The 23,429-nt window shown below is 72.3% G+C and carries 17 protein-coding genes and 1 pseudogene; 6 read left to right on the top strand and 12 right to left on the bottom strand.

Going from position 1 to position 23,429, the window contains the following annotated elements; translation table 11 throughout:
- Positions 1-218: 218 nt before the first annotated feature.
- From ACH4EB_RS26860 to ACH4EB_RS26870, 3 genes are all read right to left on the bottom strand, one after another.
- Complete coding sequence (locus ACH4EB_RS26860; RefSeq protein WP_398350348.1) at positions 219-983, bottom strand: NUDIX domain-containing protein; 765 nt, start codon at positions 981-983, stop codon at positions 219-221.
- Between the two features lie 48 nt (positions 984-1,031).
- A complete protein-coding gene (locus ACH4EB_RS26865) occupies positions 1,032-3,008 on the bottom strand; it encodes a glycogen debranching N-terminal domain-containing protein (protein ID WP_398350349.1) in 1,977 nt (658 codons plus the stop codon).
- Positions 3,009-3,223: 215 nt separating this feature from the next.
- Entirely contained in the window at positions 3,224-5,104 is a 1,881-nt protein-coding gene (locus ACH4EB_RS26870) for a DUF4192 family protein (protein WP_398350351.1), read from the bottom strand.
- 126 nt (positions 5,105-5,230) lie between these two features.
- Between ACH4EB_RS26870 and ACH4EB_RS26875 the strand changes: the two genes are divergently transcribed.
- Both ACH4EB_RS26875 and ACH4EB_RS26880 read left to right on the top strand, forming a co-directional pair.
- Positions 5,231-7,396, top strand: a complete 2,166-nt coding sequence (locus tag ACH4EB_RS26875; RefSeq protein ID WP_398350352.1) for a RecQ family ATP-dependent DNA helicase — start codon at positions 5,231-5,233, stop codon at positions 7,394-7,396.
- 232 nt (positions 7,397-7,628) lie between these two features.
- Positions 7,629-8,154 (top strand): annotated as a pseudogene (locus tag ACH4EB_RS26880) (hypothetical protein); the annotation flags it as partial.
- A gap of 457 nt (positions 8,155-8,611) precedes the next feature.
- Here the strand turns inward: ACH4EB_RS26880 and ACH4EB_RS26885 are convergent.
- The 5 genes from ACH4EB_RS26885 to ACH4EB_RS26905 form a co-directional block, all read right to left on the bottom strand.
- On the bottom strand, positions 8,612-9,268 hold the full coding sequence (locus ACH4EB_RS26885; protein WP_398350354.1) for a hypothetical protein: 657 nt from the start codon (positions 9,266-9,268) through the stop codon (positions 8,612-8,614).
- Positions 9,269-9,334: 66 nt separating this feature from the next.
- Complete coding sequence (locus ACH4EB_RS26890; protein WP_398350355.1) at positions 9,335-10,036, bottom strand: ribonuclease HII; 702 nt, start codon at positions 10,034-10,036, stop codon at positions 9,335-9,337.
- Between the two features lie 295 nt (positions 10,037-10,331).
- The gene (locus ACH4EB_RS26895) at positions 10,332-11,237 is read right to left on the bottom strand and encodes an ADP-ribosylglycohydrolase family protein (protein WP_398350357.1); all 906 of its coding nucleotides are present in this window, start codon (positions 11,235-11,237) and stop codon (positions 10,332-10,334) included.
- 11 nt (positions 11,238-11,248) lie between these two features.
- Positions 11,249-11,908 carry a histidine phosphatase family protein gene (locus ACH4EB_RS26900; RefSeq protein WP_398350358.1) on the bottom strand — a complete coding sequence of 220 codons (660 nt, stop codon included), beginning with the start codon at positions 11,906-11,908 and terminating at the stop codon, positions 11,249-11,251.
- 109 nt (positions 11,909-12,017) lie between these two features.
- On the bottom strand, positions 12,018-13,634 hold the full coding sequence (locus ACH4EB_RS26905) for an ABC-F family ATP-binding cassette domain-containing protein (RefSeq protein ID WP_398350359.1): 1,617 nt from the start codon (positions 13,632-13,634) through the stop codon (positions 12,018-12,020).
- Positions 13,635-13,707: 73 nt separating this feature from the next.
- Here ACH4EB_RS26905 and ACH4EB_RS26910 point away from each other — a divergent pair, with 73 nt between their 5' ends.
- Positions 13,708-14,457 (top strand): TetR/AcrR family transcriptional regulator, encoded by a 750-nt coding sequence (locus ACH4EB_RS26910; RefSeq protein ID WP_398350443.1) that lies wholly within the window; start codon positions 13,708-13,710, stop codon positions 14,455-14,457.
- A 124-nt stretch (positions 14,458-14,581) separates the two neighbouring features.
- On the opposite strand, the gene ACH4EB_RS26915 is transcribed toward ACH4EB_RS26910, so the two are convergent.
- Complete coding sequence (locus tag ACH4EB_RS26915; RefSeq protein WP_398350360.1) at positions 14,582-15,187, bottom strand: YdbC family protein; 606 nt, start codon at positions 15,185-15,187, stop codon at positions 14,582-14,584.
- A 68-nt stretch (positions 15,188-15,255) separates the two neighbouring features.
- A complete protein-coding gene (locus ACH4EB_RS26920; RefSeq protein ID WP_398350361.1) occupies positions 15,256-16,680 on the bottom strand; it encodes an amidase in 1,425 nt (474 codons plus the stop codon).
- Positions 16,681-16,806: 126 nt separating this feature from the next.
- Between ACH4EB_RS26920 and ACH4EB_RS26925 the strand changes: the two genes are divergently transcribed.
- Together ACH4EB_RS26925 and ACH4EB_RS26930 are read left to right on the top strand one after the other, a co-directional pair.
- Positions 16,807-17,394 carry a TetR/AcrR family transcriptional regulator gene (locus ACH4EB_RS26925; RefSeq protein ID WP_398350362.1) on the top strand — a complete coding sequence of 196 codons (588 nt, stop codon included), beginning with the start codon at positions 16,807-16,809 and terminating at the stop codon, positions 17,392-17,394.
- Positions 17,395-17,769: 375 nt separating this feature from the next.
- Positions 17,770-18,315 carry a TerD family protein gene (locus ACH4EB_RS26930; protein WP_398350363.1) on the top strand — a complete coding sequence of 182 codons (546 nt, stop codon included), beginning with the start codon at positions 17,770-17,772 and terminating at the stop codon, positions 18,313-18,315.
- Between the two features lie 163 nt (positions 18,316-18,478).
- Here ACH4EB_RS26930 and ACH4EB_RS26935 read toward each other — a convergent pair whose 3' ends face one another.
- On the bottom strand, positions 18,479-21,352 hold the full coding sequence (locus ACH4EB_RS26935) for a vitamin B12-dependent ribonucleotide reductase (RefSeq protein ID WP_398350364.1): 2,874 nt from the start codon (positions 21,350-21,352) through the stop codon (positions 18,479-18,481).
- Between the two features lie 119 nt (positions 21,353-21,471).
- Complete coding sequence (gene nrdR, locus ACH4EB_RS26940; RefSeq protein ID WP_398350365.1) at positions 21,472-22,002, bottom strand: transcriptional regulator NrdR; 531 nt, start codon at positions 22,000-22,002, stop codon at positions 21,472-21,474.
- 544 nt (positions 22,003-22,546) lie between these two features.
- On the opposite strand from nrdR, the gene lexA reads away from it, so the two are divergent.
- The gene (lexA, locus tag ACH4EB_RS26945; protein WP_365845266.1) at positions 22,547-23,335 is read left to right on the top strand and encodes a transcriptional repressor LexA; all 789 of its coding nucleotides are present in this window, start codon (positions 22,547-22,549) and stop codon (positions 23,333-23,335) included.
- The last annotated feature ends 94 nt before the right edge of the window (positions 23,336-23,429 follow it).

A 23,429-nucleotide genomic window follows, 5' to 3' on the forward strand; every position in this document is an offset into this window, starting at 1 on the left:
GGACTCACCCGGCCACGGTAACTCCGCGTGTCCGTTTTGTCGGTAATGCTCCTCGGTTGACGCCCGCGCGTGTCACGCCCCGCCGACAACACCTCCGCGCCGCCGGGCCACCCGCCCGTCGAACCGCCGAACCTCCGCTCCCCACAGCTCGCTACGGCGTCGCCCACCCCTGCGGGGTTCTGTGCGACCACGCCCCCACCCTTCGGGGGCCCGACCGCTCAGACCTCCGGACGCAGCATCGGCGGATTGAGCAGAGTCGCACCGCCGGCTCTGAAAAGCTGGGCGGGGCGGCCTCCCTGACGGGTCGTCGTCCCGCCGGTCGGCACCAGAAAGCCCGGTGTACCGGTGACCTTGCGGTGGAAGTTGCGGGGGTCCAGCGCCACACCCCACACCGCTTCGTACACCCTGCGCAGCTCCCCGACGGTGAACTCCTGCGGGCAGAAAGCGGTGGCGAGCGAGGAGTACTCGATCTTCGAGCGGGCCCGCTCCACTCCGTCCGCGAGAATCCGGGCGTGGTCGAAGGCGAGCGGGGCGGACTGCTCGCCCTCGCGGCCCAGGCCACCGTCCTGGTCCAGAAGCGTGTCGACCGGGGCCCAGCGCGCACTGTGGGCGTCGCCGCCCGCCGTGGGAGCGGGCAGGTCGGGAGCGAGCACCAGGTGGGCGACGCTGACCACCCGCATACGGGGGTCGCGCTTGGGATCGCCGTACGTGGCGAGCTGTTCCAGGTGCGCGCCGTAGGGTGGCGGCGGGCCCGCCGGGCAGTGGGCGTGCAGTCCGGTCTCCTCGGCCAGCTCCCGTGCGGCGGCCGCCTCCAGGTCCTCGTCACCCCGCACGAACCCGCCCGGAAGAGCCCAGCGTCCCTGGAACGGCGGCTCGCCGCGGCGCACGGCCAGCGCGCACAGCGCGTGCCTGCGCACGGTGAGCACGACCAGGTCGACGGTAACGGCGAAGGGAGGGAAGGCCGACGGGTCGTAGGGAGGCATGGCGCGATCATAGTCGTCCGCCTGACGATAATCAGGCCCTGACGTATCTCACGCCCCCAGTTGCAAGCCATTCGCGGCCTCCTCGACCAGACCGAGGCCGAGTCTGCTGATCCGCACGGCGAACGGCTGCCCGGCGATGCTGAGCCCGGTGAACTGCATGGCTCCGAGCGGCGCGCTGCCGACCGGGCGGACCGCCACGGTCCCCGCCGGGACATCGGGACGCACCCCCGCCAGGGCGGTCAGGGCGTGCACCGCGCCCGCGGCGGCCACGGCGGCCGGGCGGCAGGCCGCGGGGTGCGGCACGGGGGCGCCGTCACGGGTGCGCTGCTCGCCCGCGTACATCTCAGGGAGCCGGTAGGCGAAGCTCTGGGCCGCGTCGAGGAGCCCGCGGACCAGGGAGGCGGCCTCTTTGTCATGGCCCGCGGCGGCCAGGCCGGCGACGGCGACCGCCGTCTCGTGGACCCGTACGGCGCCGCTGCGGTGGCCGAAGGGGTTGTAGCCGCTCTCCTTGGCGCCGAGTCCCCGCAGACCCCAGCCCGAGTCCATGGCCGGGCTTCCCAGGAGCCGGGCGAGGCGCTCCGTGCGCGCCGGGTCGAGCAGGCCGACGGCCGAGCGTCCGCCGCCGAGCAGTCCGGTGTCCAGGAGGTGGACGGCCGCGGCACCGAAGTGCGGCAGCAGGCGCCCGCCCGGGGTCCGCAGTACGGCAGGGCTGCCGCCGCTGCGGCTCTCCACCCAGAACTCCTCACGGAAGCGCGTCCGCAACCCGGCCGCCCACTCCCGCAGCCCGGACGCGCCCGGTCTGCCACAGGCGTCGAGCAGATCGGCGCCGAGCAGCGCGGCGCGGTGCGCGTGTGCCTGAGTGGCGCAGCGGTACGGCCCTCCGGGCGTCGGATCGGGGACGTAGCCGCTGCCTCCGCTCAGGGCTCCGTCACCGTCCCCGTCGCTCACGGCCGTACGCAGCCATCTCAGGCAGCTCTCCGCTGCCGGGAGCAACTGCTCGACCTCGCGGTCGGGCAGGCCCCAGCGGCGGGCTTCGGCGAGGACCGTCGGGAAGAGCAGCGTCGCCTCGACACCCGTACAACTGGGTGGGGCGTACGGACCCGCGTCCCGCAGGGCACCCGGAATTCGGCCGGAATCCGCTCCCGAACCGGTCAGTTGGACGTGCGCGAGCGTGCGCAGGGTGTTCCCCGCGAGCCGGGTGCCCAGAGGAAGCAGCATGCGCGCGGCCCAGAGGGCCTCGGCCGGCGAGAGGCCGCAGCGCCAGGGGACCCCGCCCGCCACGTAGGTGTCCGTGGGGGCGCCCGGACCGCGCATCAGCAGACCATGGAGGTCGTCGAGCCCGGTCGCCAGCAACGCGTCCGCCCGGGGGTCGTCGCACTGGAGCCGGGCCGCCGACCAGGGGCGAGGTGGTTGCTCACCACCGCGGGTGGCCGGGAGCGCCGGGAGCGGCCTGCCGGCGACGGTCCCCGATGTCGCGTGCTCCAGCCGGACCCGCACCTCGATGGTGTGGTGGCCGCCGGGCGGCAGGTCCAGCTCCCAGCACAGCAGTCCGGCCGAGGCCATGACGTCCGTGGGAGCCGGGGACGCGGCGATCACGGCGTGGGCCCCGGCGGCGGACCAGCGCAGCCCGGAACCGTGCACACTGGCGGGCAGTTCGGGGCCGGCGACGCCGACGGCGATCGCACCGAGATCGGCGAGGTCCGTGCCCAGGCGCAGCTCCACCGGCAGCCGCACCCGGCGCGGGGCACTGCTGTGGAACGTGATGCGTTCGACGCCGTCGGCGGACCGCAGCCGTTCCACCCGGATCTCGGGGTCCGGGCCCCGGTCGACGGCCGTACGGACCGTCCCGACGAACCGCGCACGGTCCGACGCGATCAACCTGCCCTGCACGATGACGGGTTCGGCGCCGCCCGCGCTCAGTTGGCAGCGCGACAGGACGCGGCGCCCGGCACGGTAGAAGCCGTCCGTCCCCCGGCCGGTGAGCTGGCCCTGTTCGGAGGAGATGGCCAGGGCCGGCAGAGCCACGCAGATCAAGGTCCCGTGGACAGGCTGCGGTTCCGGTGGCCGGGGCACCCCGGAACGGTGATCTCCGGATGCCCGGCGGGCCGGCTGAGTGGTGGGGACCGTGCCTGACACTCTCTGCGCTCCCTGCTGGGGTCTGGGCTCCATACGGACTGCGCCACAGAGGTGAACGCCGGGGCCGGCGCCCAGGTCACGCCGGCGTCCCCGCACCGGCGGGCTCACGGCCGGCTCCGGTCACCGTTGCGGGCGGAGCGCCGCCCGCCCCGGCCCGTGCCCGTACGCGAGCCGGGACGCCTACTGCCGCGCGGGCCGCCCGGGCGGTCCGATCCGCCGCAACGCCCGCTGCCGCCGGGGCGCTCCGCTCCGGTGGGCCCCCTGCCGAGGCCCTCCGATGGGGCGGGCAGCTCCGCCTCACCGGTGCGGTCGGCCTCACCCGACCGGGCCCCCCTCCGGGGTGAGCCGGGCCTGGGCACGACACCATCGACAAGCACCGGTACGGAGTCACACCCGGACGCCAGTACGACATTGCTGCCCGACAGGTCCTGGGTCCGTTCGTCCCGCTCCTCCCGCAGGCAGCGGCGCAGCGATTCGGGGTCCAGCCCCTCGTTGATGCCGCGGTGCAGCAGTTGGGCGAAGAGGCACTCGGGGTCCAGGGTCAGCGCACGGCCGAGCGCGACGCGGGCGGACGGCTGGTCGCCCGTCGCCCAGGCGACCCAGCCCGCCAGCGAGAGCGGTGCCACCGCGTACTCGGCGTAGCCGCCGACGCAGCGGCGGGCGAGCGCCTGCCACAGGCGCAGCGAAGGTTCGGCGTCGGGCCCTTCCATCCACTCCGCCGCGCGGTCCCGGGCCACGCGGTCCTGGAGGCCGATGATGAGGCGAGCGGCCTCGGCGTCGGTCAGGAGCGCGTCGTCGCAGGCGTCCCTGGCCCGGCGACTGCCCGTGGGCGGGTCCGCACGGAACCGGCGGACCAGGTCGCCCGCCCGCGCCAGGGTCTCCGCCCGCACGGGTGCCGCCGTCCCCTCTTGGATCATGCGTGGGACGAGGGCGTGGGCCTCGGTGTCCAGCGCGCTGGTCTGCCCCGCCGCGCGAGGGCCGGTCCACGCTGTCAGCCGGGCTTCCAATTCCCGCAGCGAACCGCGCACTTGGATGCCGGCGTAGGCAGCCGCGGCGGCCATCACCGACGTACCCGGCGGCGTCAGGGGTGTGCCCGCGGCGGGACAGCAGCGGAAGTCGGGACAGCAGTAGGACCAGAAGCGGCCGTCTGAGATGCACAGGGCATCGAGCACCGGGACGTCCAGCGCCCCGCAGGCGATGCGCAGCCCCTGCGCGAGCGGGCGGAGGCGCTCCTTAACGTCCCAGCCGCTCTCGCCCTTCGCCGGTTCCTGGCAGAGGTAGACGATGATTCCCTCGGGGCGGGAGCGACGCTCCTCGCCGAGTGTCACGAGCGAGCCCGCGAGCTGCTCGGACACATACGCCCACTGCGTCCGGTCGGTCGGGATGCCGAGGCGGGCCCGGCTGCCGAAGCGCCCCCGCTCGCCGTGCAGGCCGACGAGAACGATGCTGTCGTCGGGGAAGAAGCCGAGGAGATACGGCAGCGCGTCGGCCAGCTCGGCCGGTCCGCGCAGGGTCACCCTGGCCTCGGCCTCCTCGGCCTCCTCGGTTTCGTCGCCGCCCTCGGCTCCCTTCGCCACGGCCGCGGATCCGGCTGTGGCTGCGGCTGCGGTCGGGGCCGGGAAGGGAGGGGCGGCCGGCTGGGACGGGGCGGCCGGGCGCATCGGTACGGACGGGCGGGGGCGGTCGAGCTCGGCGGGCTGGTCGGGCCCGGCGGGCCGGTCCTGCCCAAGCCGCGCGGAGCGGTCGATCCTCGCGGGACGTCCGGGCAGGTCGGGGAGGACGGGCAGGTCGGGGAGGTCGGGGAGGTCGGGGAGGCCCGGCTGAGCGGTCCGGTCGGAACGGCCGGGCCGGTCGTCCTGGCCGCGCTGACCGATTCGGTCGGGCCGGCCGATCCGGTCGTCCTGGCCGGGCCGTCCGGGCCGCCCCGGTCGCTCGGGCTGGTTGGGCTGATCGGGCTGGCCAGGCGTTTCGCTGTGCTGGTTCATGGCTCGAAGATCCCGCGAATCGCCACGCCGCCGCGACCCCTGTGGATAACTCGCGGGTGACGGAAGTTGTCCACAGCATCGGGCGGCGGTTCGCGCGTTGTCAGTGGCATCGGGTTGCATGGAGCCATGAGCAACGAAGACCTACGTGCCTCGGCCGATGCCATCCTCTCCCGCCTCGTCGGGGACCCCGGCGGTACGGCCCGGCTGCGCGAGGACCAGTGGCGGGCGATCGAGGCGCTGGTCGCCGAGCACCGCCGCGCGCTGGTGGTGCAGCGCACGGGCTGGGGCAAGTCGGCGGTCTACTTCGTCGCGACCGCGCTGCTGCGTGAGCGCGGCAGCGGCCCGACCGTGATCGTCTCGCCGCTGCTCGCGCTGATGCGCAACCAGGTCGAGGCGGCGGCCCGGGCCGGCATCCGCGCGCGCACGATCAACTCCTCCAACACCGAGGACTGGGACACGATCCAGGCCGAGGTGGCGGCGGGCGAGGTCGATGTCCTGCTCGTGTCGCCGGAGCGCCTCAACAACCCCGACTTCCGCGATCAGGTGCTCCCCAAACTGGCCGCGGCCACGGGCCTGCTGGTGGTCGACGAGGCACACTGCATCTCCGACTGGGGCCACGACTTCCGGCCCGACTACCGACGGCTGCGCACGATGCTCGCCGACCTCCCGCCCGGCGTGCCCGTGCTCGCGACCACGGCGACGGCCAACGCGCGGGTCACGGCCGACGTGGCGGAGCAGTTGGGGACGGGCGAGGGGGCCGCCGAGGCGCTCGTACTGCGTGGTGCCCTGGACCGGGAGAGCCTGAGCCTGGGCGTGCTCCCCCTCCCGGACGCCGCGCACCGGCTGGCCTGGCTGGCCGACCACCTGCACGAGCTGCCGGGCTCGGGGATCATCTACACCCTCACGGTCGCCGCGGCGGAGGAGGTGACCGCGTTCCTGCGGCAGCGCGGCCACACGGTCACCTCGTACACGGGAAAGACCGAGAACGCGGACCGTCAGCAGGCCGAGGACGACCTGCTCGGCAATCGCGTCAAGGCCCTGGTGGCCACCTCCGCGCTGGGCATGGGCTTCGACAAGCCCGACCTCGGATTCGTGGTGCACCTCGGTTCGCCCTCCTCCCCCATCGCCTACTACCAGCAGGTCGGGCGCGCCGGGCGCGGTGTCGAGCACGCCGAGGTGCTGCTGCTGCCCGGCCGTGAGGACGAGGCGATCTGGAAGTACTTCGCGTCGCTGGCGTTCCCGCCCGAGGAGCAGGTGCGCCGGACGCTGGACGTCCTGGCGGGCTCGGAGCGGCCGCTGTCGCTGCCGGCGCTGGAGCCTCTCGTGGAGCTGCGCCGCTCGCGTCTGGAGACCATGCTGAAGGTGCTCGACGTGGACGGCGCGGTCCACCGGGTCAAGGGCGGCTGGACCGCGACCGGCCGCCCGTGGACGTACGACGCCGAGCGTTACGCCTGGGTGGCGCGGCAGCGCGAGGCCGAGCAGCAGGCCATGCGGGACTACGCCACGACCACGGACTGCCGGATGGAGTTCCTGCGGCGGCAGTTGGACGACGAGGCGGCGGCGCCATGCGGCCGCTGCGACAACTGCGCGGGAGCGCGCTTCACCACGGAGGTCTCCACCGCCTCGTTGGACGCCGCGCGCGGCGAGCTGGGGCGGCCGGGTGTGGAGGTCGAGCCGCGGCGGATGTGGCCGACGGGGCTGCCTGCCGTCGGTGTGGATCTCAAGGGGCGCATTCCGGCCGGTGAGCAGGCGGCCACCGGGCGGGCGCTGGGGCGGCTCTCCGACATCGGGTGGGGCAACCGGCTGCGTCCGATGCTCGCCGCGCAGGCCGCCGACGGGCCGATTCCGGACGATGTCGCGTCCGCGGTGGTGACGGTGCTCGCCGACTGGGCGAAGGGCCCCGGAGGCTGGGCCTCGGGTGCCCCGGACGCCCCGGCGCGTCCGGTGGGGGTCGTGACGCTCGACTCCCGCACCCGTCCGCAGTTGGTCCGTTCCCTGGGCGAGCGCATCGCCACCGTCGGCCGGATGCCGTTCCTGGGGACGGTGGCGTACGGGGAGCAGGGACCGGACACCCGGATTCCGCGCAGCAACAGCGCGCAGCGACTGCGGGCGCTGCACGGGTCGTTGAGCGTACCGCCGGAGCTGGCACAGGCCCTGGCGTCGGCGGGCGGGCCGGTGCTGTTGGTGGACGACTACGCGGACACCGGCTGGACCTTGGCCGTGGGCGCCCGGCTGCTGCGCAGGGCGGGAGCCGCCGGAGTGTTTCCGCTGGTCCTTGCCGTACAAGGGTGAGGTGGAGGGGGTGGTCGGGCGTCAGGGGCCGGTGCGGCGGGCATGAATACAGCAGACGCGGCGCCCGATTACGGCCCCGCGCGTGACGAGTTCATTGCCGCATGTCTGTACGAACGCAAGAATTGGACCGCTTCCCCGTACCCGCCGTCCGCGGCCCGGTACGGCGGTACCGAGCCGTGCCCGCACGGCCGGCCGCCGTCCGGAGTGCGGACGCGTAGACGAAGGGAGGACCGTGACCTTCGGCTTCGCCCAGCCCCCGGATGTTTCCCTGCCCACGTCCGCCGATTCCGCCGCCCGGCTGAGCCGCATGCTGGAGCCCTCCGAGTGGGCATCGGCCGGCATCCCCCTGCTGCGCAACCCGCGTGAGGTCGTCACCGGCCTGCACGACCGGCATCTGCCGGGGATTTCGACGGCCGTCGTGGCGGTGCTCGGGCCCGAGGACCGCATCGTCGCCAGCGCGTCGTTCGTCCAGCACGCCTCGGCGCCGGACGGCTGGGAGTTCCGCAACGCGCTCCTGGCCCGGCTTCGCCGGGTCGTCCCGCACGACCTGCGGCTACGGGTCCCGGTCCGTACGGCCGTCCTGCTCTACTGCCGTGAGGGCGAGCCGCGTTGGACGGAGGCGGACGGCGCCTGGATGTGGGGACTACGCGATGCGTGCACTTTGCACGGGCTGCGCTGCGGCGCGTACATCACGCTGACCCGCAGCGGTTGGCAGGTGCTGGGCGAGGACCGCGGCGGCCGGCGTCCCCGCTCTGTCATACGCCCCGACCGCCCTCGCGGCACGGGACAGATGCCGGGCCGGTACGTACCGGAACAGCCCGGTCCGGTCGAGCGGCCAACGGCGTCGGGGCAGGCCCCGGAGGGGGCCCCGGGGCAGGACGAGGACACCGCACTGCCAGGGAGGACCAGGCACACCGGCGGAGCAATACGGCGGTCCGGGCCACCATCGCCGCCCGGCTCACCGGAATGGATCGCTCCGGTGGAGCCGACCCGCTCCACGGAACGGACGCGCACGACAGCCCCGCAGCCGTACGCCGGAGAAGCGCGACCCCCTTCGGAGCCGCCGCGCAACGACGGAAGGCGCACGCCACGACGCGGCACATCCAGCGCGCTGGACGCGCGACGGCGTACCGCGGCCCGCTGACGGTCAGCGCGCATCCGGCGCGAGACGCCCGGTCGGCCCGTGGCCGCCGGGCTTCCCCCTGACAGCGCCCGTCAGGCGTTGACGCCCAGCAGGGCGTTGATCCGCTGCGGGTCACCGCAGACGACCAGGAGCGCACCGGCCCGGGTCATCGCGGCGGGCAGGGCCTCGGCGACGGTCTGCTCGGCACCACCGTTGACCGCGACGACCACGACGGGCCGTCCGGTCGCACGCTCGGCGGCGGCGTCCGCGTAAAACACGTCGTCCGCGGCATCCTGCTGCGCCCAGTAGGCCGCTTCGCCGAAGGACAGTTCGTGGGCGGCCCACGGGTGCATCTCACCGGTGGTGAGGACCAGGATGTCGCCCGGCGCGCGTCCGGAGTCCAGCAGCAGGTCGACGGCCTCCTCGGCGGCGTCGAGCGCGCCGGACTGCGGGGCCGGGATCAACTGGAGCTGCGTTCCGGAAGCGGCGTCGGCGGCGCCGGCGGTCGCGGTGGGCTGCGTGGGCCCCGGACGCTGCGCCGGAGGAGCGCCGGCCGGCCCACGGGACGGCATGGCGGGTCCGGGCTTGCCGGGGCGGGCGCTGGCCGCGGGGGCGCCGCGCGGAGGCGCGGGGCGGGGACCGGGGCCAGGAACAGGACGGGGGGTCGACGCGGTGCGGCCGGCGGCCGGAGTTGCGCGGGGACCCGGGACACTCTCGTGAATCTGAGGCTCCTCGGGGAAGAGAGGCATAAAAGGATGTCTATCAAACGTAGGTGCGGAACATGTCATCGGGTACCGAATTCATGCCCGCACCGCTCAGAAGTCGAAGCCGAGTTGGCCACCGGCCTCCAGAGCGGCTGCTTCGGGGGTGCTGCGCACCTTCTTCAGGTGGCGCCAGCGGGGCAGGGCGTCCATGTAGGACCACGACACCCGGTGGTGGGCCGTGGGGCCGTACTCCTCCAGCGCCGTACGGTGCGCCGGTGACGGGTAACCGGCGTTCTCCGCGAAGGCGAAGTCGGCGTGCACGCCCACCAGTTCACCCATCATGGCGTCGCGACGGACCTTGGCGAGTACGGACGCCGCGGCCACCGCGATACAGGACTGATCACCCTTGATGACCGTACGGACCTTCCAGGGACCGCCGAGGTAGTCGTGCTTGCCGTCGAGGATGACCGCGTCCGGACGGACCGGCAGCGCTTCCAGGGCACGCACGGCCGCGAGTCGAAGCGCCGCGGTCATGCCCAGACTGTCGATCTCCTCCGGAGAGGCGTGCCCCAGGGCGTGCGCCGTGACCCAGCCGTCGAGCACTTCGGCGAGTTCGGTACGTCGCTTGGGTGTCAGCAGCTTGGAATCGGTGAGTCCGTCCGGCGGGCGGCGCAGTCCGGTGACGGCTGCGCAGACGCTGACCGGACCGGCCCAGGCGCCGCGCCCGACTTCGTCCACCCCAGCGATGATCTTGGCGCCCGTGGTGGCGCGAAGCGATCGCTCGACGGTGTGGGTTGGGGGCTCGTACGGCATGGCGCCAGCAAGCGTACGCCTAATCGTGGCAGCCGTGCGCACCGGGTACCCGCCTGACCGCCCCGCCCCCGGAACCGATCATCGCCGACACCCCCGAGGGCGGCAGCGCGGGGGCTGGTCAGCGGGTTCGCGATCAAGTGCTGCCGCCCGGTCCGCTCCCGACGCGCGGTCGGCGGCCTCCGGGCCCGGGCATAGATCAACTACACGCTCGAAGAGCCGCCTTGGCCCCGTCCAGCGTCGCTCGGCCCTGCCGCTCCCGCCCCGCCACTCCGCCTCTGCCCGCGCTTGCCGCGGCTCAGCCGGAGAGCTTCGGCAGCCAGCTCGGGAGCGGTTCCGTGCGAGCCAGCCAGTCAGGCGGCGGCGCGGCGCCACCGGCCGCGACGATCCCCCCGACGATGGCGCAGGTCGTGTCCACGTCACCGCCCACCTGGGCCGTGGTCCAGAGCGCCTGCTCGAAGTCGTCGAGGTGGCGCGCGGCGGCCCACAGCGCGAACGGGACGGTGTCGTGGGCGCTGGTCCGGCGCCCACAGCCCAGTACGGCCGCGACCGTGCCGGCGTCGCCGTAGTCGAGCATGTCCCGGGCACGCCGCAGACCGGCCTGCACGGCGCTGCGCGGGATCAGCGCCAGCACGCCGTCCAGCAGCGCCTCGGGGCCCGCCGTCCGGCCGGGAGCGGCGGCCAGCGCGGCCGCGGCGGCCACCGCCATCGCCCCGACCACCGCTTCCCGGTGCTGATGGGTGGTGTAGGCCGAGATCTCGGCCTGGTGCGTCGCCTGCTCGGGGTCGTCCGCGTACCAGGCACCGAGCGGAGCGATGCGCATGGCCGCGCCGTTGCCCCAGGAGCCCTGGCCGTTGAAGAGCGCCGAGGCCAGCTCGCGCCAGTCGCCGCCCTCCCGGACCAGCCGGAGCATACGGTTGACCGCCGGGCCGTACCCCCGGTCGACGTCGTGGTGATCGGCGAAGGACCGGGCGAGTGCGTCCTGGTCGATGCGGCCGTGGTCCGCGAGCACGGCGACGACCGAGCAGGCCATCTCCGTGTCGTCGGTCCACTGCCACGGCGACGGCGGCAGCTCACGGCGCTTGAGGTGGGGGTAGTTGGCGGGAACGAAGAACTGGGAGCCGAGGGCATCGCCCAGGGAAAGTCCGCGCAGGCTCTTCAGAGCCCGCTCGAATCGGTCTGCGTCACGGTGGTCGGCGCTCATCGGTGTGCACTCTAACCGGTGATGCCGTACGACTCCGGTTCACACCAGCGCTCGAACGACCGGTCCAGCGTGTACCGGCCGTCCGGGCCCAGGAGCAGGGAGCGCCACTCCGCGTTCCCCGGATTGGACAGGGACTCGAACTCCGCCACGGTCCAGTGGAACCACCGCATGCAGAAGAGCCGCATGGTCAGGCCGTGCGTGACGATCAGGACGTTGGGCGGGTGGTCCGGGTGCTCGAAGCTGCGCCACAGACTCTCCAGGAACGCACCGACGCGGTCGTACACATCGGCGCCGGACTCCCCCTGCGCGAAACGGTAGAAGAAGTGGCCGTAGGCGTCGCGGTAGACCTTCTGCAGGCGTACGTCCTCGCGGTCCTGCCAGTTCCCCCAGTCCTGCTCGCGCAGCCGCGGCTCCTCGCGGACCCGGACCCGGTCCATGTCGAGGCCGAGCGCCTGGAAGGTCTGGTGCGTGCGGCGGTACGGCGACACGTACGCGGAAACCCCCTCGTCGCCGAACATCGCACGCAGTGAGCCGCCGGCCTCCTCGGCCTGCCGCAGTCCGTCCTTCGTGAGGCTCAGGGCGTGGTCGGGCTCCCGTTCGTAGACCGTGTCGTCGGTGTTCCCCTCCGATTCTCCGTGGCGGATGAGGACGATGCGTCGGGGCCGTGCCATGCCGCCACCCTAAAACGGTTGCTCTGTACATGCCTCATGCCCACGTACCCCCGCCCCCCGCCAAGGCAGCCGCACCGTCACCGTCCGCTCACCTCACCCCCCTCTTCGGTCACCGGACGCACACCGGTCGCCCGGCCCGTATCTCGCATCGGCGCCCGCCGAAACGGCGGCCGAGCAGCCGGTCGTGGGAGACGACGACCAGAGCGCCCGGCCAGGCGGCGAGCGCCGCGTCCAGCTCCTCCACCAGGCCGAGCGCCAGATGGTTGGTCGGCTCGTCCAGAAGCAGGAGGTCGGCGGGGCGGGCCAGCAGGCGGGCCAGGGCCAGCCGGCGCCGCTGCCCCGCCGAAAGGACCCCCACCGGCACCGGCAGATCGTCCTCCCGGAACAGGCCGAACGACAGGAGAAGTTCGGCGAGCTCATCGGTGTCTCCGGAAAGACCGCGCCCGAAGGCCGACAGCAGTCGCTCCCGCGGCCGGGACACCGGTATTTCCTGAGCCAGATAGCCGATGCGCCCCCGCCGCGCAACCGTGCCCGCGTCGGGCTGCTGCACGCCCGCCAGCACCCGCAGCAGCGTGCTCTTCCCTGCCCCGTTGGCTCCGTGGACCAGCAAGCGCTCTCCCGCGGCGACGGTCAGCGCATCCACGGTCAGCCTGTCCCCCACCCGTACGCCGTCCAGCTCGACGAGCGTCCCTTCGGCATCCCCGGCCGCCGGGCCGGCGCGGAAGCGAAGGGGATCCGGCGGCTTGGGCACCGGGTCCGCACGCAGTCGGCGAAGCCGCTCCTGGGCGTTGCGCACCCGGCCGGCCACCGATGCCTGGACCCGGCCGCCGGCCCGGTCGTACGCCATCTTGTTGTTGTCCTTGATCGCCCGGCCCTGGGCGACATGACGGGCAGCGCCCGCCGCGAACTCCGTCAGCCGCGCGGTCTCCGCGCACCACTGCTCGTACTCCTGCCCCCAGCGGCGGCGGGCCGCGGCCTTGGCCGCGGTGAAGGCGCCGTATCCGCCGCCGTACCGGACGACCGTCCGGCGGTCCGCGTCGACCTCGACGATCGTGCCGGCCACACGTTGCAGGAAGAGGCGGTCGTGCGAGACCGCGACGACCGTGCCGCGGTGGGCCGTCAGGGCGCCCTCCAGCCAGTCCAACGCCTTTGCGTCGAGATGGTTGGTCGGCTCGTCGAGCAGCATCACCTCGGGTGACGCGGCGATCAGACAGGCGATCCCGAGCCTGGCCTGCTCCCCGCCGGAAAGGCTGCCGAAGGGCCGGTCCCGTGCCACGTGTCTCAGCCCGAGGCCGTACAGCGCCTTGTCGACCCGCGCATCGGCCTCGTAGCCACCGCGCAGCTCGAAGATGCCGAGCAGCCGGCCGTACTCCTCCATGTCCTGCGGCCTTCCGGCCGCGAGGCGCGCCTCCAGCGCGCGCAGCCGGCTTTCGATGTCACGCAACTCCGCCATGGCCGCGTCCACCGCCTGGTCGACCGTGCAGTGAGCCGGCAGGTCGGGAACCTGGCCGAGGTAGCCCGTGCCTCCGTCGGCGGTCAGCACGGCCCGGCCCTCGTCCGGTCGCTCCAGGCCCGCCACGATCCGCAGCAAGGTCGACTTGCCCGCACCGTTCTCCCCCACGATGCCGATCCGGTCGCCAGGGCGGACCGAGAGAGTGACACCGTCCAGCAGAAGCCGGTCGCCGTAGGACCTGGACACCTCGTGCAGCGAGATCTGCGTGGTCATGCGGGCCCCCTGACTCGGCGGCGCGACACCGCACCCCGAACTCAAACGCTACGCTTGTTGCGTTACGTCGATGATGACACACGCCGCCGCGCTAACGCAACAGGAGTTGCAGTTGTCTCAAGATCCGGAGTCCTCCGTCCCGAACCCCGGCACCCGCCGCCCGGGCGGGCGCACCGCCCGCACCCGCGCCGCCGTCCGCGACGCCGTGCTGGCCGGCCTGGTCGAACACGGCTATCCCGGCCTGACCGTCGAGTACGTCGCGGAGCATTCGGGCGTGCACAAGACGACGCTCTACCGCCGCTGGGGAAGCCTCGAAGGCCTGCTGGCCGACACTCTCGACCTGGCCGGCGAAGACAGTTGGACGCCCCCCGACACCGGCTCCCTGGAAGGCGATCTGCGCACGCTCGCCCGCGAGGTGGTGGAGTCGTTCACCGATCCGGCCACCTCGGCCTCCGGCTCCGCGATCATCGCGGCCGCCTTCCAATCACAGCGGGCCGCCGACGCGCTGAGCGCCTACTACGGGGAGCGCTTCGAACGCTGCGAGCCCTTGGTGCGGCGCGCGGTCGAGCGCGGCGAACTCCCGGGTGCCCTGGAGGGCGACATCGACGCCGGAGCACTCTCACGCGCCGCGTGCGCGCCGCTGTTCTTCCGCCTCTTCATCACGCGTGAACCGGTCGACGAGCACACCGCCGACCAGGCCGCGGCGGCGGCCCTGGCAGCCGCGCGCGCCGGAGTCTTCACCTCGCCGAGGACCGGGGCACCCGCCGCGCCGGACACCGACGCGGCCGCGCAGGAGGAGACCGACGCGACCGCACAGCCATGAGCCCCGGTGTCCGCGCCGCCGTGCGCCGGGCACACCACCGTGAACCACGGCCCTGAGCCGGGCGCACCCCTGTGAGCCACAGCTCTGAGCCGTGCCTCCACGCCCCCGGACCGGGCGCCGTCCGTCACACCGCCCACGACGGTTCGAGATCGGCCACATCGCCCGTCACGGCCCGCACATCGGCCTCCGTCTGCGCACGGAGGCCGAGGCGCTCCACCCGTTCCGGCCGGTACTTCCCCCGTTCGGCCGCCGACTCCCACATCGACAGGATCAGGAACTCCTCGCCCGGAGCGCGCCCCATCAGCCCGCGCAGCATCCCCGGGGAGCCGGCCATGGCCGGATTCCATACCTTCTCCTGCATCAGCATGAAGTGCTCGACCCGGTCGGCGCGCACCTGGCAGTGGGCTATCCGCAGCACGTCGGCGTCGGCGAACACCGGCCGGAAGCCCACCTTCACGTCGAGTTCGTACTCGAACAGGCGCACGCGGGAGTCCTTGAACGTGCCCACCTGGGCCGCCGCCAGCCGGTCGTGCGAACGCGCCATGAAGGAGTCGTAGAACGCCCTGCTCTCCCAGAAGGCGACCAGATGCGCGACCGAAGGCCGCGTCCGGCTCCACCCGCCGCCCTGCCCACGGAAGCCCGGTTCACCGAGCAGCCCCGCCCACTTCCGCTGCCCCCTCTCGAACCCCCGGCGGTCCACGACCGTGCATCTAATCCACTTGACCAGCACCGCGCCATCGTACGGCCCGGCGGGGCCCGGCATCACCGCGTGTCACGCTCCCACCACACCGAACTCCCCTACGACCGCGGGTCGATGGGAGTGATCACTCCGAGCCTCCGCTCCACGGCCTCGGCGGCCTCCAGACACAGGTCCTCCCGGTAGGCGCGGCCGACGAGCTGGACTCCGTACGGGAGCCCGTCCGTCACTCCGGTGGGCACGGCCACCGCCGGTACGCCCACGAGGCTCGTGGCCGCGCACAGGCGCATCGCCTTCTGGACGCGCGCGTGTCCCTCCAGGTCGCGCACCTCCAGCCCCGGTTCGAAGGGCGGCTCGGCGAAAACGGGGCCCAGCAGCAGCGGGTAGGTGTCCAGGAATTCGGCCCACGCCCTCTGGAGGCCGAGCCGGGCGCCCGTCAGGCGCAGGTATTCCGGCACGTCCATCGGCACGGCGTCCCGCGCCTCCATCGACATCTCGATGTAGCGATGCCCTTCCTTGCCCAGCAGGTTCCGCACCACGGGCCAGGTGGGGGCGAATTCGGCCAGCGTCATCCGGCCGTACACCTCCAGCGCCTCGTCCAACCGTGGTACGTCCGGGACCTCGCGCACCTCGTACCCGGCGTCGCGCAGTGCGTCCGCCGCGTCCTCGACGGCCTTGCGGACCAAGGGGTGCACGCCCTTGCCGCCCGGGTCCGTGACCATCGCGACCTTCGTCGGCCGCGGGGCCCGCGCACCGTACAGGGGCACCGCCACGGCCCTCGGATCCCGCGGGTCGGTACCGGCGAGGGCCTCGTAGGCCAGGCGCAGATCGCCGACCGTACGGGCCAGCGGCCCGTCGACCACCAGTACCTGAGTGGCGAGCGCCGGATCCTCCGCACCGAGGCGGTGGTCCGCGGGGAAGCGCCCGTACGTGGGCTTGAGGCCCGCCACGCCGCAGAAGGACGCCGGCAGCCGCACCGATCCGCCGGAGTCGTTGCCCAGCCCGATCGCGGCCATGCCGCTGGCCACCGCGGCCCCGTCGCCGCCACTGCTCCCGCCCGGCGTCACGCCCGGCGCCCAAGGGTTGGCGGTGTCCCCGTACAGCTCGCTGCGCGTGTGGATGCCCGCGAGGATGAGTGTGGGCATGTTGCTGTGGCCGATCGGTACGGCGCCCGCGGCACGCAAGCGCGCCACCGGGGGCGCGTCGGAGTGCGCGACATGGTGACGGAAGTGTTCCGCGCCGTATGTCGTCGGTACGCCCTCGATGGCGGTGGTCTCCTTGACCGTGAAGGGCACGCCGGCGAGCGGCCCCGGGTCCTCGCCCGCGGCGCGGCGCCGGTCGACGGCGGCCGCATCCGCACGCGCCCGGTCGGCGAGAAGCTGTGTGACGGCGTTGACGACCGGGTTGACCTCGGCGATCCGTTCCAGGTGGTGCTCGACCACCTGGACGGCGGTGACCTCTCCGCTCCGCACGGCGGCCGCCTGTGCCGCGGCCGTCAGCTTCCACAGCGTCTGCTGCGCTCCCACTTCGCGCTCCTTCGTCCTCGACGTTCCGTGACGGGCACGGACGCGCCGCCCACCCGTTCCGATGCAAGTGCATCACATCGTACCCTTGTCATCGATACACACGCATCGCATCACCGGGAGCGCCGCATGCCCAAGCAGGTGGACCACGAGAGCCGCCGCCGGCAGATCGCCGAGGCCGTCTGCCGCCTCGCCGACGAGCACGGCCTGGAGGGCGTCACCCTGCGGGACGTGGCGGCGCGCGCCGACGTGTCCATGGGGGCGGTGCAGCGCTGCTTCCGCACCAAGGAGGAGATGCTGGTCTTCGCGCTCGGCCACATCGGCACGCGGATCTCCGCGCGGGCGGCGGCGCGGCTCGCCGAGTCCCCCGCACAGTCGGCCCGTACGGCACTCGGGCACGCGACCACCGAGATCTCCCTGCTGCGCCCCGAGCACCGGGCCGAGGCACGCGTCTGGCTCGCTTTCGCCGCCCAGGCCGCGGTCAGCCCCGCGCTGGCCGAGATCCTGCGTGGCAACTACGCGGACCTGCACGGCCTCTTCACACGTCTGATCACCGAGGCCACCGCGTCGCCGGACGCGGAGCGCGAGGCGCGCACCCTGCTCGCCCTCACCGACGGCCTGACCACCCACGTCCTGATCGGGCACCTCACCCCGGACGCGGCGCTCGACGCCCTGGACAGCCACTTGGCGCGCCTCTGGGGCGACCTGGCCGCCTGACGGTCGTTCCGGGCCCGGAAGCAGCCTCCCGGCACGCTCTCCACCCGCGCTTCCCCGCGGCGGACTCCGGGACCGCCGCGCGCTTCCGGCGGACGATGCCGCCCGTCAACTCACCGCCCGTGTCGCCCGTCAACTCACCGCCCACCGCGCCGACAACGTGGCACGGCCGCAGAACCGTTCCGACCTGGGCTTCAACTCGCGTACGGCACATCTGCGCACCCCCGTACGGGGCATTGGTGGAACTTCAGTCCTACCGCATACGTCGGAGTAGCAGTACGCGTACCAGTCCTGCCGACGGGACGGCGTCGCCCCGACCGCCGGGGCAGGGCGCGCGGAGCGTGACACCATGGTGGACCGCCTTGCACAGCCCGGGAGTTGCAACACCGGAAAGGGATCTCTGTGAGCAGCCTCAACAAAGGGATCGGCAAAGTCGAAGTGTCCCTCAAGTGGGACCCCAACCCCGCGGGCACTCCGGCCCACGACCTGGATCTCATCGCTGCGACCTACACGAAGGACGACCCGCGCGGCGCGCCCGCCTACCTCGTGCACTTCGACAGCCGTTCCCCCGACGGCACCATCACCCTCAGCCGGGACAGCCGCACCGGGCTGGGCCTGGGCACCGACGAGGCCATGGTGCTGGAACTGAACCGGCTGGCGGACACGTACGGGCGTGTGGTCGTCGGCGTGGCCATTCAGCAGCGCGGCGGACGCAAGACGTTCGGGGACATCGCCAACACCGCGGTCCGCGTCAGCGAGGGGTACGACGAACTGGCGGCGGACGACTTCTCCGCCGTCGCCGGATCCACCGCGGCCGTGATAGCGCAATTCGACCGGGACGAGCGGGGCGAATGGCAGTTCCACCCGTCCGTACGGGGATTCGACACCGACCCGGAAGCTTTCGTCACCATCATGGGCGACTGAAAACGTCACCCGCTGACGCGTCGGTGAAGGCGTCCCCGGACGCGTGAAACCCGCCCGGGCTCCGCCGGGCCCGGCGGGCGGAGCCGTGCACACAAATGCGGGGTGGGGAGCCGGAATCCCGGCTCCCCACCCTGGTCAGTCAGTCACCCGAGGGCGTCCGACGTCAGCTACAACCACTGGTCGAGCCGCAGCCCTCGCACAGGTAGCAGCTACCCGCGCGCTGCATCTTCGTGCCGCAGGAGAAGCACAGCGGAGCGTCGGCGTTGATGCCGAGCTGCATCTCCACCAGTTCCGCGTTGGTGTGAGCCTGCTTGGGAGCCGGGGCGGCGGCCTCCTCGACGATCTCGGTCGTCGACGGCTCCTTCGCCGACTCCAGGCGGCGCGGCGCCGACTGGGCCAGACTCTCGACGTCCAGCTCCTCCTCGTCGGCCGGCTCGTACGAACCGGTCTCCAGGTGGCGCTGGCGCTCCTCGACGGAGTGGATGCCGAGCGCGGAGCGGGTCTCGAAGGGCAGGAAGTCCAGCGCCAGGCGGCGGAAGATGTAGTCGACGATCGACTGCGCCATCCGCACGTCCGGGTCGTCCGTCATGCCGGCCGGCTCGAAGCGCATGTTGGTGAACTTCGAGACGTAGGTCTCCAGCGGCACGCCGTACTGGAGGCCCACCGAGACGGCGATGGAGAAGGCGTCCATCATGCCCGCGAGGGTCGAGCCCTGCTTGGACATCTTCAGGAAGACCTCGCCCAGACCGTCGTCCGGGTAGGAGTTGGCGGTCATGTAGCCCTCGGCGCCGCCCACCGTGAAGGACGTGGTGATGCCGGGACGGCCCTTGGGCAGGCGCTTGCGGACCGGACGGTACTCGACGACCTTCTCGGCCGGCTTCTCCTCGGCCTTCTTCTCCTCCTTCTTCTTGGCGGAGAGCGGCTGGCCGACCTTGCAGTTGTCGCGGTAGATCGCCAGCGCCTTCAGGCCGAGCTTCCAGCCCTCGAAGTAGACCTCCTCGACCTCCTCGACGGTGGCCGACTCGGGGAGGTTGACGGTCTTGGAGATCGCGCCGGACAGGAACGGCTGGGCCGCCGCCATCATCCGTACGTGACCCATGGCCGAGATGGAGCGCTCGCCCATGGCGCAGTCGAAGACCTCGTAGTGGGCGGGGTCCAGGCCGGGGGCGTCGATCACATTGCCGTTCTCGGCGATGTGGGCGACGATCGCCTCGACCTGCTCCGGCTGGTAGCCGAGCCGCTTGAGCGCCTTGGGGACCGTGTTGTTCACGATCTGCATGGAGCCGCCGCCGACCAGCTTCTTGAACTTGACCAGGGCCAGGTCCGGCTCGACGCCCGTGGTGTCGCAGTCCATCATCAGGCCGATGGTGCCGGTCGGCGCGAGCACCGACGCCTGCGCGTTGCGGAAGCCGTTCTTGTCGCCGAGGCGGACGACGTCCTGCCACGCCTCGGTGGCCGCGGCCCAGACCGGGGTGTCCAGGTCGTCCATGCGCTTGGCGGCGCCGTTGGCGTCCGCGTGCTGCTTCATGACGCGCTTGTGGGCGTCGGCGTTGCGGGCGTAGCCGTCGTACGGGCCGACGACCGCGGCCAGCTCGGCGGAGCGCTTGTACGAGGTGCCGGTCATCAGGGAGGTGATGGCACCGGCGAGGGCGCGGCCGCCGTCCGAGTCGTACGCGTGGCCGGTGGCCATCAGCAGGGCGCCGAGGTTGGCGTAGCCGATACCGAGCTGGCGGAAGGCGCGGGTGGTCTCACCGATCTTCTCGGTGGGGAAGTCCGCGAAGCAGATGGAGATGTCCATCGCGGTGATGACCAGCTCGACGACCTTCGCGAAGCGCTCGGCGTCGAACGACTGGTTGCCCTTGTCGTCATCGCGCAGGAACTTCATCAGGTTCAGCGAGGCCAGGTTGCACGAGGAGTTGTCCAGGTGCATGTACTCGCTGCACGGGTTCGAGGCGGTGATCCGGCCCGACTCCGGCGAGGTGTGCCAGTGGTTGATCGTGTCGTCGTACTGGATGCCCGGGTCGGCGCACGCCCAGGCGGCCTCCGCCATCTTGCGGAACAGGCCCTTGGCGTCGATCTCCTCGATGACCTCGCCGTTCATCCGGCCGCGCAGGCCGAACTTCGAGCCGGTCTCGACGGCCTTCATGAACTCGTCGTTGACACGGACCGAGTTGTTGGCGTTCTGGTACTGGACGGACGTGATGTCGTCGCCGCCCAGGTCCATGTCGAAGCCCGCGTCACGCAGGGCGCGGACCTTCTCCTCCTCCTTCACCTTGGTGTCGATGAAGGCCTCGACGTCCGGGTGGTCCACGTCCAGGACGACCATCTTGGCGGCACGGCGGGTGGCGCCGCCCGACTTGATCGTTCCGGCGGACGCGTCGGCGCCGCGCATGAAGGAGACCGGACCCGAGGCGTTGCCGCCGGAGGACAGCAGCTCCTTGGAGGAGCGGATGCGGGAGAGGTTCAGGCCGGCACCGGAGCCGCCCTTGAAGATCATCCCCTCTTCCTTGTACCAGTCCAGGATCGAGTCCATGGAGTCGTCGACGGAGAGGATGAAGCACGCGCTGACCTGCTGCGGCTGCTTCGTGCCGACGTTGAACCACACCGGGGAGTTGAAGCTGAAGACCTGGTGGAGCAGGGCGTACGCCAGCTCGTGCTCGAAGATCTCGGCGTCCGCCGGGGAGGCGAAGTAGCCGTTCTCCTCGCCGGCCTTGGTGTACGTCTTGACCACCCGGTCGATGAGCTGCTTGAGGCTCGATTCCCGGGTGTCGGACCCCACCGCGCCGCGGAAGTACTTGCTCGTGACGATGTTGACCGCGTTCACCGACCAGAACTCGGGGAACTCGACGCCACGCTGCTCGAAGTTGACCGAGCCGTCGCGCCAGTTGGTCATGACGACGTCACGGCGCTCCCACGCCACCTCGTCGTACGGATGCACGCCAGGGGTGGTGTGGATGCGCTCGATACGCAGACCCTTGCTCGCCTTGCTGCCCTTGGCGCGGGAGCCTCGTGCCGGGCCGCTCGTCGTCTCTGTCATTCCGCCTCCCTGTACGGGCAAACGCCCATATGTGCGCACTTCTTCCCGTGGCACGGTGTGTGTCTGTCTGGCACCAGGGCGCCTGCATTTGCCCTGGTCAGGTCTGTGGTGTGCCGATCTCAGTCGGCGGCGGTGGCGGGCACCGGGACCGCCGGATGTCCGGCGCCCCCTTCACACCCGCACGCCCGCGCGGGCGTTCCCCGCTCGCTCTGCTCCCGCAGTTCGGCGATGGCCGCCTCGAAGTCTTCCAGCGAGTCGAAGGCCCGGTAGACGCTCGCGAAGCGCAGGTACGCGACGAGGTCGAGTTCCTGGAGCGGGCCCAGTATGGCCAGCCCGACGTCGTGGGTGGACAGCTCGGCGCTGCCGGTGGCGCGCACGGCCTCCTCGACCCGCTGGCCCAGCTTGGCGAGCGCGTCCTCGGTGACCGGCCGGCCCTGGCACGCCTTGCGCACGCCGGCGATGACCTTGTTGCGGCTGAAGGGCTCGGTGACCCCGCTCCGCTTGATCACCATCAGGGACGCCGTCTCGATGGTGGTGAAGCGGCGCGAGCAGTCCGGGCACTGGCGGCGCCGGCGGATCGAGGTGCCGTCGTCGGTGGTGCGGCTGTCGACCACCCGGCTGTCGGGGTGCCTGCAGAAGGGGCAATGCATGAATTCACCCTCCTCACCCTCGAAAATTACGGTCGTACGCCCACTGGTCCCGGCGTACGGCTGATGACCTCCGGGCCGCCCTCACGGGCCCCTCGGAGCGACCCCAAGCATAGGCGATCCCCAGAGCCCCGAAAGACACCGGCACCACAACTTCTGGGCTGCCGTAGTCATCAAAGCACTACATGTGGTGTCGGGAGGCCATCCGCGTCCCCAGCGTGTCGTGGCGGGGCGGACCGTCGGGGGCCGTGCACAGGGCCGCCGACGAGAGTACGGGACGAGGCCCGGGGGCGGCTCCGGCGGGGCGGGGATGGCAGAATCGGCACGTCGCGGCGCCCGGGCCGCACCCGGCGGGACGGCGCGCGTTCCCGACCATCAGCTCGGGGCGAACAGTACCGCAATGACCCGAATTGCCTTTCGGCTATACACCTAAGCCCGTGATCAGGTCAGCTAATCCGGAAATTTTCACTCGAACGTGTGTTTGGCGCAACCTTTCGAAAGCAACTACCGTTGGCTAACTAGGGAGCACATTCCGAGAGGGGCCGACGTGACCACCACCGCAGACAGCGCCACCATCACCGCCCAGAGCCACTCCCAGAGCCGATTCGATCCGACCCGGAAACCGCCGATGGACGACGCGATGAACCCCGAGGGGCAGAAGCCAGCCCGCTCACTGCCCGGCCGCCCTCCAGGCATCCGCGCCGACAGTTCGGGACTCACCGACCGGCAGCGCAGGGTCATCGAGGTCATCCGGGATTCCGTCCAGCGCCGCGGCTACCCGCCGTCCATGCGCGAGATCGGCCAGGCGGTCGGGCTGTCCAGCACCTCGTCCGTCGCCCACCAGCTCATGGCTCTGGAGCGCAAGGGTTTCCTGCGCCGCGACCCGCACCGCCCCCGGGCGTACGAGGTCCGCGGCTCCGACCAGCCGAGCAGCGCGCCCACCGACACGACCGGCAAGCCCGCCGCGTCCTACGTCCCGCTCGTCGGCCGGATCGCCGCCGGCGGCCCCATCCTCGCCGAGGAATCGGTCGAGGACGTCTTCCCGCTGCCCCGGCAGTTGGTCGGCGACGGCGAGCTGTTCGTCCTGAAGGTCGTCGGTGACTCGATGGTCGAGGCCGCGATCTGCGACGGCGACTGGGTCACGGTACGCCGCCAGCCCGTCGCGGAGAACGGCGACATCGTCGCGGCCATGCTGGACGGCGAGGCCACGGTCAAGCGCTTCAAGCGCGAGGACGGTCACGTATGGCTGCTCCCGCACAACTCCGCGTACCAGCCCATCCCCGGTGACGAGGCCACGATCCTCGGCAAGGTCGTGGCGGTGCTGCGGCGGGTCTGACCCCCTCGACCGAGCCCCGGGACCACTGCGCCGGTCCCGGGGCTCGCAGCATGTGCGGGGCCCCTTTGCGCCTGAGTCGGCGCCGCTCTCGCGG

The organism is Streptomyces sp. NPDC018045, assembly GCF_044327445.1.
Taxonomy (GTDB): domain Bacteria; phylum Actinomycetota; class Actinomycetes; order Streptomycetales; family Streptomycetaceae; genus Streptomyces.

Bases quoted from the DNA above. Each gene is read 5' to 3' on its own strand.
- ACH4EB_RS26860 (WP_398350348.1), bottom strand. From the start codon at position 983: ATGCCTCCCTACGACCCGTCGGCCTTCCCTCCCTTCGCCGTTACCGTC.
- ACH4EB_RS26870 (WP_398350351.1), bottom strand. From the start codon at position 5,104: ATGAACCAGCACAGCGAAACGCCTGGCCAGCCCGATCAGCCCAACCAG.
- ACH4EB_RS26875 (WP_398350352.1), top strand. From the start codon at position 5,231: ATGAGCAACGAAGACCTACGTGCCTCGGCCGATGCCATCCTCTCCCGC.
- ACH4EB_RS26885 (WP_398350354.1), bottom strand. From the start codon at position 9,268: ATGCCTCTCTTCCCCGAGGAGCCTCAGATTCACGAGAGTGTCCCGGGT.
- ACH4EB_RS26890 (WP_398350355.1), bottom strand. From the start codon at position 10,036: ATGCCGTACGAGCCCCCAACCCACACCGTCGAGCGATCGCTTCGCGCC.
- ACH4EB_RS26895 (WP_398350357.1), bottom strand. From the start codon at position 11,237: ATGAGCGCCGACCACCGTGACGCAGACCGATTCGAGCGGGCTCTGAAG.
- ACH4EB_RS26900 (WP_398350358.1), bottom strand. From the start codon at position 11,908: ATGGCACGGCCCCGACGCATCGTCCTCATCCGCCACGGAGAATCGGAG.
- ACH4EB_RS26905 (WP_398350359.1), bottom strand. From the start codon at position 13,634: ATGACCACGCAGATCTCGCTGCACGAGGTGTCCAGGTCCTACGGCGAC.
- ACH4EB_RS26910 (WP_398350443.1), top strand. From the start codon at position 13,708: ATGACACACGCCGCCGCGCTAACGCAACAGGAGTTGCAGTTGTCTCAA.
- ACH4EB_RS26925 (WP_398350362.1), top strand. From the start codon at position 16,807: ATGCCCAAGCAGGTGGACCACGAGAGCCGCCGCCGGCAGATCGCCGAG.
- ACH4EB_RS26935 (WP_398350364.1), bottom strand. From the start codon at position 21,352: ATGACAGAGACGACGAGCGGCCCGGCACGAGGCTCCCGCGCCAAGGGC.
- nrdR (WP_398350365.1), bottom strand. From the start codon at position 22,002: ATGCATTGCCCCTTCTGCAGGCACCCCGACAGCCGGGTGGTCGACAGC.